Origin of the sequence: Cohnella sp. GCM10027633 (assembly GCF_042675445.1) — a bacterium.
Classification (GTDB): Bacteria; Bacillota; Bacilli; order Paenibacillales; family Paenibacillaceae; genus Cohnella.
The window spans coordinates 47,027-60,380 of the sequence record NZ_JBHTGV010000008.1 but is presented as its reverse complement, the minus strand read 5'-3'; the positions used below and the strand labels follow the sequence as shown (position 1 = coordinate 60,380).

The 13,354-nt window shown below is 61.4% G+C and carries 9 protein-coding genes; 3 read left to right on the top strand and 6 right to left on the bottom strand.

Annotated features, from left to right (window positions below; all coding sequences use genetic code 11):
* Positions 1 to 16: 16 nt before the first annotated feature.
* From ACFQZG_RS18130 to ACFQZG_RS18120, 3 genes are all read right to left on the bottom strand, one after another.
* Entirely contained in the window at positions 17 to 1,669 is a 1,653-nt protein-coding gene (locus ACFQZG_RS18130) for a response regulator (RefSeq protein ID WP_378155020.1), read from the bottom strand.
* Between the two features lie 4 nt (positions 1,670 to 1,673).
* Complete coding sequence (locus ACFQZG_RS18125) at positions 1,674 to 3,425, bottom strand: sensor histidine kinase (protein ID WP_378155019.1); 1,752 nt, start codon at positions 3,423 to 3,425, stop codon at positions 1,674 to 1,676.
* 485 nt (positions 3,426 to 3,910) lie between these two features.
* A complete protein-coding gene (locus ACFQZG_RS18120) occupies positions 3,911 to 7,741 on the bottom strand; it encodes a DNA polymerase III subunit alpha (RefSeq protein WP_378155017.1) in 3,831 nt (1,276 codons plus the stop codon).
* 131 nt (positions 7,742 to 7,872) lie between these two features.
* Here ACFQZG_RS18120 and ACFQZG_RS18115 point away from each other — a divergent pair, with 131 nt between their 5' ends.
* The 3 genes from ACFQZG_RS18115 to ACFQZG_RS18105 all read left to right on the top strand — a co-directional run bounded on the left by ACFQZG_RS18115 (position 7,873) and on the right by ACFQZG_RS18105 (position 9,128).
* Positions 7,873 to 8,196, top strand: a complete 324-nt coding sequence (locus tag ACFQZG_RS18115; protein ID WP_378155015.1) for a YtrH family sporulation protein — start codon at positions 7,873 to 7,875, stop codon at positions 8,194 to 8,196.
* A 3-nt stretch (positions 8,197 to 8,199) separates the two neighbouring features.
* Positions 8,200 to 8,700, top strand: coding sequence for a sporulation membrane protein YtrI (locus tag ACFQZG_RS18110; protein WP_378155014.1), 501 nt, complete (start codon positions 8,200 to 8,202; stop codon positions 8,698 to 8,700).
* A gap of 116 nt (positions 8,701 to 8,816) precedes the next feature.
* Complete coding sequence (locus ACFQZG_RS18105) at positions 8,817 to 9,128, top strand: YtpI family protein (RefSeq protein ID WP_378155012.1); 312 nt, start codon at positions 8,817 to 8,819, stop codon at positions 9,126 to 9,128.
* Here the strand turns inward: ACFQZG_RS18105 and ACFQZG_RS18100 are convergent.
* The 3 genes from ACFQZG_RS18100 to ACFQZG_RS18090 form a co-directional block, all read right to left on the bottom strand.
* Positions 9,125 to 10,468, bottom strand: a complete 1,344-nt coding sequence (locus ACFQZG_RS18100; protein WP_378155010.1) for a DRTGG domain-containing protein — start codon at positions 10,466 to 10,468, stop codon at positions 9,125 to 9,127. The two genes, ACFQZG_RS18105 and ACFQZG_RS18100, sit on opposite strands and share 4 nt — an antisense overlap.
* A 123-nt stretch (positions 10,469 to 10,591) precedes the next feature.
* Complete coding sequence (locus ACFQZG_RS18095; RefSeq protein ID WP_378155008.1) at positions 10,592 to 11,317, bottom strand: hypothetical protein; 726 nt, start codon at positions 11,315 to 11,317, stop codon at positions 10,592 to 10,594.
* Positions 11,318 to 11,392: 75 nt separating this feature from the next.
* Complete coding sequence (locus ACFQZG_RS18090) at positions 11,393 to 13,252, bottom strand: ABC transporter ATP-binding protein (protein ID WP_378155007.1); 1,860 nt, start codon at positions 13,250 to 13,252, stop codon at positions 11,393 to 11,395.
* Positions 13,253 to 13,354: the final 102 nt, after the last annotated feature.

Here is a 13,354-nt window from a genome sequence, read left to right as displayed (position 1 = left end):
GACTTTCCTGTACCTTTCACGTGCTCTTGAAGGCGTCCCTGTACTCTTGGGGGGTCATGCCCGTCTCTCTCTTGAAAAACCTCGAGAAGTACGACGGAGACGGATAACCGATCCGTTCGCCGATCGCCTGAATCTGGAACGGGGTTTCGGTTAGCATCCGCTTCGACTCCCGGATCTTCCGCTCGATAATGTAGTCGGTCATGTTGTCTCCCGTTTTGCGCTTGTACAAGCGGGACAAGTAAGACGGGGTCAAATAGACGACGTCGGCGAGCTGCGTCAGCGACAGCGGCTCTTCGAGATGCATCTCGATATAATCGTGCAGCTTGCGGACGACGCGGTCCGCTTCCTTCTCGTTATCGTCGGTTCCCCGTTCGAACAAGCTGTCCGCGACTTCCGTGAAGAAGCGCGCGGCCGCCTCCCACGAATCGTGCTCTTCGATGGAGAACAGCTTGCGCGCCGGGAATCTGCCCGCGAAATCGTTGAACAGTCCCCTCCGGTTCAAGTGCGCGGCGAACACGGCCGAGATCGAGCTGAACGCTTCCAGCTTCATGCCCAACGCCCCGGAATCGCGCTCATGCTCGCGCAACGTGTCGGACACTTCGCCGAGCAGCTTGACGAACGCTTCCCGATCCTTGTCGTCCAGGTGTTGTCCGAGCACCGGAATCCGGTTGATGCCGGCGCGATCGATGCGCTGCCCCGCCTCGAGATGAGGATGATGCGGATGATCGGCCAGCAGCATCTCGCTGCCGCTGCCTAGACCGACCGCGAACAGGAAGGAGTAGCGCTCCAATTGGCCGGACAGCGCCTCCCAGTCGACCGCGTTCGTACCGACGACGAACGAGCAGCTCAGCTTCAAGAAGCGGCTGCAAGCCTCTTGCAGCGATTCGGCCATGCCGGACAGGAAGCGCGAACGGTCTTCGGGCTTCTCGTCGGCCGGTTCGCCGGCTTCCTTAGGCTGCATGAGCCACAGGAACCGATTGCGGGAATGCACGACGTAGATCGAATCGTACACGCTGCCGATGAACTCCTCGAACATATTGTTGACGGAATAGAGGAACAACTCCCGGTCGCCCGGCTGCTGATCGTCTCTCCAGGCGTCGACGCGACCCGCGAGCGACAGCACCGGCTTGTCCCACCGAAGCGGAACGTCCAGCTCCTCGAACCGCCGTTGCCTCGACTCTTCCGTGGACGGCGCTCCCGCGAGCAGCTCCATTAGATACTCCTTGCGGAGCGCCGGCAACGCGGCGCGCAGCTCGGACTTCGCGCGCGACATGAGCCGTTCTTGCTGCAGCTCTTCCTCGATCTCGGCTATCGCCTTGCGCACGGCGGCGACGATCGCTTCGTCGCCTTCCGTCTTCAGCACGTAATCGAGCGCCCCTCCGCGCATCGAATGCTGCACGTACTGAAAATCGTTGTACCCCGACAGGAACACGACGCGGCATCTCGGCCAGCATCGGGACATCTCCTTCTGCAGCGCGATTCCGTCCATCTCGGGCATCGAGATGTCGGACAGCAGAATATCGATCCGCTGCTTGCGGGCGATGTCGAGAGCATCCATCCCGTTGCCCGCCGTATGAATTTCCACGTCCGGCAGGTTGCGTCTTCCGAACATGCTCGCGAGGCCTTCGACGATGATTCGCTCGTCGTCGACGATCAGCAATCTGTACATAGGTTCACCCTCCTCCGGCGGCAATCCGTAGCGTAACCTTCATGCCGCCCCACTCGCCGCGATCCACGGCGACGCCGCTGTTCGCGTAACGGATTTGCAATCTGCGATGGACGTTCAACAGTCCCGTATACTCCATGTCCGGGGATACGGCGATCAGATTCACTTTCAGCTCGGCCAGCTTCTCGTCGGTCAGCCGGTCGCCGTTGTCCTCGATCGTGATCGTAAGGCCGTCGTTCTCGTGGAATGCGGCGACCCGAAGCAGACCGCCCCGCGCCTTGTGCTCAAGACCGTACTTATACGCGTTCTCGATGACCGGCTGCAGGATCAGCTTCGGCACCTCGAGCTTCGCGCACTCCGGCGGCAGCGGCGCGAATTCCGCGCGGATCCGGTCCGAGAACCGGATATTCTGGATCGCCGCGTAGATCGTCCCCTGCTGGTATTCTTGCTCGAACGGCACCTCGGTAGAGGCGTTCCGGGTAATATACTGGAAGTATTCGCCGAGATAGCGGCTGAAGAGCAGCGCGTTGTCCCGATCGTCCATGTCGACGAGCCGGTGCAGGATGAAGTACGTGTTATAGAGAAAATGCGGATTGATCTGCGATTGCAGCTGCTTCAGCTCGGAGCTCTGCGCGCGCAGCTTATGCTCGTACACTTGGTGGATAAGCACGCCGAGCTGGTCGGTCATCCGGTTGAATTGATTGTAGAGATAACGGAATTCGTCGTTGCTGCGCGGCAGCACGATCGTCTCGAGCTGGCCGTTCTCGATGCGCCGGAACGATTGAACGAGCTTGAGCAGCGGCTTGTGAATGAGCCTGTACAGCCAGTAGGAATAGCCGACGATGACGATCGCCGCGATCGCGGACAGCAGCCAATAATAGATGCGGTTCGATTCGATCGTGCCGAACACTTCCCGGTAAGGGATATACATGACGAAGTAGCTGCCGAGAGACGGCGCGTATTCGTAGGCGACGATGTGCCGGGCGCCGTTGATGGAGAGCGACCGGCTGCCTTTCTGGACGCCGGCGGCGAACTCGGCGTCGAGGAAGCTCTCGAGCTGCGGGGTCGCGGCCGCGTCCGTCTCGTTCTCCAGCTCCATGTGCTGCTCGGGATCGTACAGCAGCGCGCCGGAGTTCGGATAGAGCGCGAATTGCTTCAGCGCCTTGCGCAGCGAGTCCTTGTTGAATTCGACTGCGACGACGAATTCCGGTTCCCGGCGCGGAACGATCGACTCGGGATACGCGAAACGCAGGAACATGCGGTCCTGCCAGTACGTGAAGCCTTGACGTTCGAGCTTCAGGTCGGGCTCGGGCTTCACGGCCTCGTAATCGTCCGTGATCTCCGGCTCGATCGGACTGTTGCTCGACAGCGTGCGGTTGATCGTGAGCAGATGCGCCTTCACGATTCCGATGTGCGTGCTGGAATTCTGGATCATTTGGAGCTTCGTTCGGATGCGCATGACCGCCTCCGACCACTCGTAGATCGACATGTATTTGCTATTGAAGCTAAGCCGCTGCACGTCCCGGTCGAGCGCGAACTCCTGGAGCAGGTTCATGATGTGCGATTTCTCGACGACGAGCGAGTCGGTATAATAGTTGATTCGCGATTCGAGCGAGTACGTGAGCTCGCGTTCGACGCTCGATTCGAGCTGCTTGTTGATCGACAGCCCGAGAATATAGAGCGGCGCGATGACCGCGAGCAAGGCGATGACGAGCTTCGGAAACAACGTATGCCTGAGTTTTTTGATGCCGATGCGCACCGAATCGCCCTCCCTCGTAAAAATAAGCAAGTCCCGCGCGGAACTCGCCTACTGTCCGCCATTCGCGGAATCTAATGAGTATTCTTCCTCCGATCGCGTTTTCCTGTTCGCAAGTACCAGGAGGGCGCCAAAAGATAAGGGAAGTCGAGAAAAGTACAGCGGCGGAATCCCGGCGAGCGGCCGATTAGCGCTGTCTCATAACGTTATTGCGGCGAAATCCCGGCGAGCAGCCAATTAGCGCTGTCTCATAGCGTTATTGCGGCGGGATCCCCGCGAGCGGCAGATTAGCGCTGTCTCATAGCGTTATTGCGGCGGGATCCCCGCGAGCGGCAGATTAGCGCTGTCTCATAGCGTTATTGCGGCGGAATCCCGGCGAGCGGCAGATTAGCGCTGTCTCATAGCGTTAACGTAACGAAAACAAGGCAGTCCCGAAGTCATCCATTCGATGACTTCGGGACTGCCTCGTTCGGAAACTACAATCTCCATTACCTCGCCACGATGCTGCCGTCGCCGAGCAGCTTCTCGACTTTGTCGTACAGCTCCGCCGACGGCGCCACCTTGAACTCGTCGCTGAGCGCGACCGTGCGGCGGGTCCGCTCGTAGCGGAGCACCGTCGGAACGCTGCCGGCATGCGACTTGAGCAGCAGCTTCAAGCGAATGAGCGTCGCCGGCTGCTCGTGCGGTTCGTCAATGCGGATGTAGACGCGCTCGGGCGCCTCCGCGTTCGGGACCGCCGCCGGCTTGCCGCCCGGGCCGCGCGCAGCGGTCGAAGGTTCGCTCGGCCGCGACGCGCTGCGCGTATGAGGCACGGCATTCGCAGCCGCCGACTGCGACGCGCGGCGCGTTGGCGGACGGTCGACCGCCGTCGCCCGAGCCGCATTCGGCTGCGCCTGCCCTTGAACCCGCGAGTCAGCCGAGGCCGACCGCGGTCCTTGCCCGCCCTCGTCAGCCGCGGCCGGGCGGCGATCGCCGCCAGAGCTTCCTGCCGCGCCGCCTCCCGTCCTGCGAGGCAGCTGGCTCAAACGCCGCAGCCGCTCCACCTGCTGCTTCAAGTCAGGCGCGTCGAGCGGCATGATATCGTCCGCGAGCAGCTTGTAGTCTTCGTCCCCCTGCTGCACCTTGGCCCGCACGAGGACGAGCGCGCCCTTCTTCGCGAACGAGGCCGCGTTCTTCCATACGGTCGGGAACGCGACGAGCTCCGCCGCCATGATGCGGTCCTCCAGCTCGAGGAACGCCATCGATTGGCCTTTCTTCGTCACGAACGGCTTCAGCGACACGATCATGCCGGCCGTGAACACCGTCGCCCCGTCCGGCGCGTCCGTAATCTCGACGAGCTTGTCGAGGCGCAACTCCTCCGCCAAGCCGTCGTACTCGTCGAGCGGATGCCCGGACAAGTACAAGCCCATCAGGTCGCGCTCGAATTCCAGCGTCTGCGGCTGCGTGTACGGCGTAATCTCCGGCAATTCCGCGATCCAGTTCGGCGACTCCTCGAAGTCGAACAGCTCGATCTGCAGCTCCTCGCGCTCCTTGCGCCACTTGGTCGCCGCCTCCAGCGTAGGCTCCAACGCCGCGAACAGCTGCGCCCGATGGCCGGGCAACGAGTCCATCGCGCCGGAGAGCAGCAGCGACTCGATGACGCGCTTGTTGCACACGCGCGAATCTACCCGCCTGCAGAAGTCGTTCAGACTCTCGAACGGCTCCTTCGCGCGCTCCCTCAGCACGCTGTCGATCGCCTGCGTGCCGACGTTCTTCACGCCGGCGAGCCCGAAGCGTATGCCCCCTAACTTCCGAGCCGCCCCGGCCTCGTCGCCGGCAACCGCGCTTGCCCCGACCCGCGAGCTACTCTCTCCAGCCGCCCCCATCACCGGCGTGAACAACGTGCCGCTCTCGTTCACGTCCGGCGGCAGCACCGGAATGCCCATATGGCGGCACTCGTCCACGTACTCCGCCGTCTTGCGCTGGTTGCCGACGACCGCGGTCAGCATCGACGCCATGAACAGGGTCGGATAATGGGCTTTCAAGTACGCCGTCTGGAACGCCAGCACGGCATACGCCGCCGCGTGCGCCCGGCAGAAGCCGTAATCGGCGAACCGGACGATCAGATCGTACACGCGGTTCGCTTCCTCGCCCGTATAGCCCATGCGTAGACTGCCATCGACGAAGGAGACCCGTTGTTCGTCCAGCACTTCGCGCTTCTTCTTGCTGACCGCGCGCCGCAGCAAGTCCGATTGGCCGAGCGTGAAGCCCGCCATGACGGACGCGATCTGCATGATCTGTTCCTGGTAGACGATAATGCCGTACGTATCTTCCAATATCGGCTTCAGGTTCTCGTGCGGATATTCGACTTCGACTTGTCCGTGCTTCGCCCGGATGAACTGCGGGATGAACTCCATCGGGCCCGGCCGGAACAGCGCGAGCACCGATACGATATCTTCGAACGAGCTCGGCTTCATCTCCTTGAGCACCCGCCGCATGCCCGAGGACTCGAGCTGGAAGACGCCCGTCGTCTCGCCGCGCCCCATCAGCTCGTAGGTCGCGGCGTCCTCGTACGATACGTCTTGCCAGCGCAGCTCCCGCCCGGTCAACTCCTTGATCGATCCCAGCGTCCGCTCGATGATCGACAGCGTGCGCAAGCCCAGGAAGTCCATCTTGAGCAAGCCGACCGCCTCGAGATTTTCCATCGAATATTGCGTCAGCGGAACGCCGTCCGTCCCTTCCTGCAGCGGCACGTAATCGGTCAACGGATCGGAGGAGATGACGATGCCCGCCGCGTGCGTCGACGCATGGCGAGGCATTCCCTCGACTCTGCGCGCCATCGCGATCAACTCCGCCGCGTTGCCCGCGCCTTCCGCCAGCCCTCTGAATTCCGCGTTGTCCCGCATCGCGCGTTCGATCGACATGCCCGGCATCGCCGGGATGAGCTTCGCCGCCTTGTCCACTTCCCCGTACGGCAAGTTCATGACCCGGCCGACGTCGCGCACCGCCGCCCGCGCGGCCAGCGTACCGAACGTGATGATCTGCGCCACGTGCTCGCTGCCGTACTTATCTACGACGTAGCGGATGACTTCTTCCCGGCGTTCGTCGCTGAAGTCGACGTCGATATCGGGCATGCTGATCCGCTCCGGATTCAGGAACCGCTCGAAGAGAAGCTTATGCGCGAGCGGATCAACGTCCGTTATGCGCAGCGCGTACGCAACGAGGCTGCCTGCGGAGGAGCCCCGGCCCGGCCCGGTTACGATGCCGTTGTCGTGGGCGAACCGGATGAAGTCCCATACGATCAGGAAGTAATCGTCGAACCCCATCTCACCGATAACCTTGAGCTCGTAGTCGAGCCGCCCCCAAGCGCTCTCCCGGTAAGTCTCGTCCGACCATTCCGGCAATGACTCATAGCGCGCCAACAGTCCTTCCTCGCACAGCTCGCGCAAGTATGGACCGGCCGTCTTCCCTTCAGGCAACGGCGAGAACGCCGGCAGAATGTGCTTGCCGAATTCCAGCTCGAGCGTGCAGCTCTCCGCGATGCGGACCGTGTTCGCCAGCGCTTCCGGCACGTGCGGGAACAAAGCCGCCATCTCCTCGCCGCTCTTCAGGTAAATCTCGTTCGTCGTGATTTTCAACCGGTCGGTGTCGTCCAGCGTCTTGCCCGTCCCGATGCAGATGAGCACGTCCTGCAGGCCCGAATCTCCCGGATTCAGATAGTGGGAGTCGTTCGTCGCCGCAAGCGGAATGCCCGTCTCCTCCGCGATTCGCAGGACGCCGGCCGCGATCTTCTTCTGCTCCAGAATACCGTGATCCTGCAGCTCCAAGTAGTAGTCGTCGCCGAACGCGGCGCGATAGCGGAGCGCCGTCGCCTTCGCGTCCTCGTACTTGTCCGCAGCCAGCTGCTGGGACAGCTCGCTGCTCATGCAGCCGCTCAGACATATGAGTCCCTCGGCATGCGACGATAATACTTCGAAGTCGATGCGCGGGCGATAATAGAACCCTTCCAGATGGCCGATGGACGTCAGCTTCATCAGGTTGCGGTAACCCGTCTCGTTCTTCGCCAGCAGCGTCAGATGATAGATCGGCTGGTCTTTGCGATTCTGCTTCTCGTGCCTCGAACCCGCGGAGATATAGGCTTCCATGCCGATGATCGGCTTGATGCCGTGCTCCTTGCAGGCTTTATAGAACGGCACCGCGCCGTACATGACGCCATGGTCCGTCAAGGCGAGCGATGTCATGCCGAGCTCCGCCGCCTTGGCCGCCATTTCCTTGATCCGCGCCGCTCCGTCGAGCAGGCTGTATTCGCTATGAACGTGCAAGTGGACGAAATCGCACATGCTTATCCCCGCCTTCCAACCGTACATGTGTTCTCTATCGATAATTATATCATACGGCGGGATACCCGTCCCATACATATATAGAGACGATTGTTCGTCCGATCGAATCGCCCCGTTACGGAGGGATTGGCATGGACTTCTATTCGAAAGCGGCGTTCTGCTTCCTGATCGCGTTCGGCGTCGTGCTCGGAGGCGCCTTGTTGGCGGGCGTCGGCTCGGTGTTCCTGTGGGCTTCCCCGAAGCTGAAGATGCTCGAAGTGGCGGACAGCCTGAAAATATGGGCGCTCGTCGCCGCGGTCGGCGGCACGATCGATCCGATTCGCGTCATCGAATCGAATATGATGAAGGGGTTTATGTCGCCGGCGATCATTCAGATCGGCTATATTCTGTTCGCCTTCCTCGGCGCCCATATGGGCACGGAGCTCGTCCGATGGATGTGCCGCCACGGGGGGTAGCCGATGCGCGTCCCTCCGTTCGACCGGTTCCGCCGGCTCATGCAGGTCGCGGCCTTCTTCCTATGCGGCATGATCGTCGGCAGCGCCGTCTACTCCGCCCTCATGAACGACCAATACGACCGGGTTATCGTCGACAACCGCTTGCTCCGGCTGCAGCTCGACGAAATGCAGCAGAGTTTGGATAAAGAACAGAAGATTCGCAAGACGAGCGTCATCAAGAACATCGTCCCCTACGTCGTTCTCGCGCCCGGCGAACCGGAGCTCGACGTGCTGACCGAGAAGGAAATCAAGAAGCGGCTGAAGGCGGACTTGGATATTTTCCTCGGGCGCAGCATCTACAACATCGACACAGACGCCCCCTTGGCACGCAAGCTGTTGAACAAAATCGTCTACGAGGACATCGGCGATAAAACGTACGAAGTCTCGGTCCAGACGATGCTCGTCGCCGACGGCGTGCTGCAGCTGTGGGTGCGCGTGGACGTGAAGACGCCGAGGCCGAAGTGAAGTCGGCCGTCGCTTCGACAGACAAGGACCGCGCTTCCCTATGGAAGCGCGGTCCTTGTCGTTTATGCTACAATAGATTCCATTACAAGCCAGTACCGAAGGAGCTACTTCTATCCATGGATAACGCCTTGCAAATCATCCTCGCCCTGCTCGTCGTCGCCACGCTTGCCCTGTCCGCCTTCTACAGCTTCAAATCGCGGAGAACGGCGGACGGCAGATGGCGAGGGCTATTCGCATCCCGCATGAATATCAACATGGGGCTCATGCTCATCTTCCTCTCGATCCTGCTGCTGACGATGTTCTCCGGCTCCAGCGTTCGCGTCGTCGTCAGCTCGCTGTTCTTGCTGCTCGGCCTGTTCAACCTGTTCGCGGGCATCCGCAACCGCTCGCATTACAGCCGCCTGCTGGAGCAGCAGCAATCCCGCTAAGCCTGGTCGATCGTCTGCACCGTCAGCATCGCCTTGGCGATCGAATCCCCGTCCTGCAGCGTCTGCACTTCGACCTTCACGTGCCTGCGGCTCGCCTCGATAATGGTCGGCACGATCGTCACGCTCGCGTCGATCGGCGCCGTCCTCAGGAAGTACGTCGTCATGTTGTCGAGCACGTGCTCGCGCTTGCCGAGGTCGGCTACCGCCCGGCTCGCCGCTTGCTGCATGAGCGCCGTCATGACGCCTTCCGAGATCGTGCCGAGCGGCCCCGACATCTGAGGCGTCGCCGGCCCCACGAAGTATACCCTTCCTTCCGCGTCCCGTTGTTCCGCGAATCCGCTCCACATGAGCGCGTCGAAAGTCTCGCCTAGCTGAGACGGCCGGTTGGCGAACTGCATCGCCCGCAGCACCTCGACGCGGCTGATCGCGCCGACGAGCTTGCGCTGCCGGTCGACGACGGGCAACAGTTCGATGCCCTCGGACACCATCCGGTGCGCGGCCGACGCGACCGGCGTGCTTAGCGTTACCGTCATCGGCCTCCGCGTCATCAGCTTGTCCAGCGGATGGTCGGGTTGCGATCCGACGACGTCCTTGGAAGTGATCATGCCGACGACGCGATTCCATTCGTCCGTCACCGGGAACCGTCCGCCCCCCGTCTCCTCGCTCAGCTTCAAGAACTCCGCGACGTCGGCCGATTGCTTCAAGGAAACATGGCGGGACGACGTAGACAGCAAATCGCCGATGATCATGATTTTGCGCTTGATCAGTTGGTCGTACATCGCACGGTTGATCATCGAGGCGACGGTGAACGTATCATGCTTGCACGTCAGAATCGGAAGTTGCCGTTCGTTGGCGAGCCTGCGCACGTCCTCGCTCGTTCCGAAGCCGCCCGTGACGAGCACGCCCGCGCCGTGCTCGAGCGCCGTGCGGTGCGCGTTCTCCCGGTTGCCGACGATGAGCAGGCTGCCCGCGTCGATGTACGCCATCATCTCGTCCAGCTCCATCGCGCCGATGACGAACTTGTGCAACGACTTCTCGAGCCCTTCCTCGCCCCCGAGTAAGCTGCCCTGGACGATGTCCAGCACTTCCGCGAACGTCAGTTGCTCCGGATTGCCTCGCCGCTTCTTGTCGACCCGGACGGTGCCGATCCGCTCCTTCGTGTTCACGATGCCGAGCTGCTCCGCTTCCTTCAGCGCCCGGTACGCCGTGCCGTCGGACACGCCCTTCTCCTTCGCCATCTGGCGAACCGATACTTTCGTTCCGATCGGCAGCGCCCGTATATATTGCAGCAGTTGCTCGTGCTTCGTCGCCTCGTTCGAACTCGTCTCCTTGCCGGCCATACGCCCCGTACCTCCCGATTCCGCGATTCCGTATACTCTAGCTATAACAGAAGGCTGCCCCGAGCGCAATCGGCGCCCGGAACAGCCTTCGTGAGATACGCGGCGCGACTGCGCCGATCCCGCTTATTGCAGCACTTTGTACACGATGTACAGCGCGACGCCGAATCCGCCCACGGACGCATAGACGTATTGGAACACGCGGTCGCGGCTGACTTCATGCAGCGCAAGCCCTTGAATGACGAGCGTCACCAAGTTGACCGCGAGCAACAGCGCGGCGATCAGCGAGCCGAGCTCCGCCGAAGCGAACGCGACGATGCCGGAGACGAGAAGTCCCGCGCCGAAGAGCACCTGGGATCCGCCGTAATACGTGACCGCTTCCAGCCACGAGCGCTTGCGTCCGCCGACCCAATTGCCGATCAACGTCAGCGCGACCGCGGCGAGCGCGATGGAGCAAGCCGACAGAATCAGATAAGTACCCGGCGACACGGCGCCGAAGAAGCTCCAGAACGGCGAATCGAACGCGCTTAACAGTGAGGAAAACGCTCCACCCAGCAAATCGTCGATATCGCTCGCGTCCGGCGTCACCTTCTCCTTCAACGCCCATACGAAGAACCACATGCCGATGACGCCGATGGCGGCGCCGATCGCGCCGTAGATCCAGTCGGTCGCCGGCTGCAGCTTCACGCTGGCGGACGGATTCTTCAGCAAGCCGATCAGCTTCTGCGTATCCACGCTGGCGAGCGGGTTCGAGCCCGGCTGGCTCCCTTGCGGTTGCTGCGGCGCGCTCGCGGCAGCGGTCTGGCGTTCGGCCTGTTCTGCGGGATCTACGTTAGACGGTTGGTCGGACATTCGATCTTCCTCCTCGGAAACATTCTTGGAATGTTTTGCTACTAACGGTCATTCGACAAGCGGGCGGGAAATCCTTTAATTCTGCAGCATTTTTAGCTGATAGAACTCGCCCCGGAGCGCCATGAGCTCGTCGTAAGTCCCGATCTCCGCGCATCGGCCCGCTTTCATGACGACGATTCGATCGGCGTCGCGAATGGTCGACAGCCGATGCGCGACGATGAACGTCGTCCGGCCCTTGATCAGCTTGCGCATCGCCTGCTGCACGCGGAATTCGGACTCGTTGTCGAGAGCCGACGTCGCTTCGTCGAGCAGGATGACCTTCGGATCGCGGACGAGCGCTCGCGCGATCGCGATACGCTGGCGTTGGCCGCCGGACAATCGGCCGCCATGCTGGCCGATCGCGGTATCAAGGCCGTCGGGCAACTGCGCGACGACGTCCTCGAGATGAGTCATGCGGATGACCTCGAGCAGCTTCTCCTCGCTGACCGTCGGCAACCCGTACGTGATATTCTCGCGAATCGTGCCCGAGAACAGCACCGTGTTCTGATGCACGACCGCCAAGTGCTTGCGGTAGGCCGCCATGTCCAGCTCCTCCATCGGCACGCCGTCGACGAGCACTTGGCCCCCGCTCGGCTTGTTGAACCCGATGACGAGGTTCAGAATCGTCGACTTGCCCGCTCCGGACGCACCGACGAGCGCGATGCTCTCTCCCTCCTTCACGTCAAGCGAGAAGTTCTGTAGCACGTGGCGTTCGGAATTCGGATAGCCGAACCGGACGTCCCGGAACGAATAGCGGCCGGACACCTCCTCTGCCTTGCGTTTGCCTTGATAGGCTTCGACGTCCTTCGAGAGCAGGATTTCGGTCACCGAATAGATCGATTCGAAGCCTTTGGCGATTTGCGGATAGACGTTAAGCAGCTGCGAGACCGAGTTCAGGATCATGGTGAAGTACGATTGATACAGCACGACGTCGCCGACAGGAATGCGTCCGCGATAGGCGAGCCACACCGAGAAGGCCAGGCAGAGCACCTGGAACAGCTGGAACACGACCCACGCGATGGAGCCGAAGTACGCTTCGACGATGTCGAGCTTATACCCTTTTTTACGCAAGTGGCCTAACGTCTTGTCGATCTTGCTGATCTCCGTCTGCTCGAGCCCGTGCGCGCGGGTGACGGGCAGCATGCCGACCATCTCGGTGACTTGACCGGACATCGTCTCGATCTGCGTCCGGAATTCCGTATTGGAACGGCGAATCTTCTTCCGGAAAAACCGGACGAGGACGAGCGCCGCCGGGATCGTCAACGCGAAGAAGCCCATCACGGTCAAGCTGCGGGTCGACGTGATGACGATCGCGATGGCGACGCTGATGATCGCGGGGAAGAACGAGAGCATAATCTGCTTGGACAATTGCTCGATCGCCTCGACGTCGCGGAGCACCTTCGCCTGCAGCTTCCCTGCGGCGAGCTCCCCGTGGGCGGACATCGACAGTCGCTGCAGCTTCCGGACGAGCGTGCTGCGAAGGCCCGCTTCGACGAACCGGATGGCCTTGCTCATATAACTGATATGCAGCACCTGCGTCGGGATATTCTGCACGATGACGACGACGAGCACGATAATATTGATCCATAAGCTGGAGGGGCTGTATTCCTCCGGCTTCGCCGCGAGATTGATCAGATTGGCCGTGACGATCGGCAACACGTACACCGGGGAATGCTTGATCATGAAGAACAGAATCGACAACAGCAGCTTCATTCCGTGCTGCCGGTAGAGCCGGAACAGCATCCTCGAGGGACGGCTGCCGGTCAGCGAGTCGTCGTCGAGCAGCGCCTCCAGGTCGTAGGACGGCGAATCGGAAGCCGGCGCGCCGTCCGCCGGTGCGAATGTGGGGGGCGTGGCGCCCGTACCGGGCGAGTTGGTCTGTGGTGCGGGTGGCAAGGTAACCTCTCCTCTATTTGTGAACGCGCGTTTATGGACCTATTTTCGTTGATTCGCGTTCACTTGTAAACCCTCAATTTAGGCGAAGAGTTCGTTTTTTTT

Bases quoted from the DNA above. Each gene is read 5' to 3' on its own strand.
- ACFQZG_RS18130 (WP_378155020.1), bottom strand. From the start codon at position 1,669: ATGTACAGATTGCTGATCGTCGACGACGAGCGAATCATCGTCGAAGGC.
- ACFQZG_RS18120 (WP_378155017.1), bottom strand. From the start codon at position 7,741: ATGTGCGATTTCGTCCACTTGCACGTTCATAGCGAATACAGCCTGCTC.
- ACFQZG_RS18115 (WP_378155015.1), top strand. From the start codon at position 7,873: ATGGACTTCTATTCGAAAGCGGCGTTCTGCTTCCTGATCGCGTTCGGC.
- ACFQZG_RS18110 (WP_378155014.1), top strand. From the start codon at position 8,200: ATGCGCGTCCCTCCGTTCGACCGGTTCCGCCGGCTCATGCAGGTCGCG.
- ACFQZG_RS18105 (WP_378155012.1), top strand. From the start codon at position 8,817: ATGGATAACGCCTTGCAAATCATCCTCGCCCTGCTCGTCGTCGCCACG.
- ACFQZG_RS18100 (WP_378155010.1), bottom strand. From the start codon at position 10,468: ATGGCCGGCAAGGAGACGAGTTCGAACGAGGCGACGAAGCACGAGCAA.
- ACFQZG_RS18095 (WP_378155008.1), bottom strand. From the start codon at position 11,317: ATGTCCGACCAACCGTCTAACGTAGATCCCGCAGAACAGGCCGAACGC.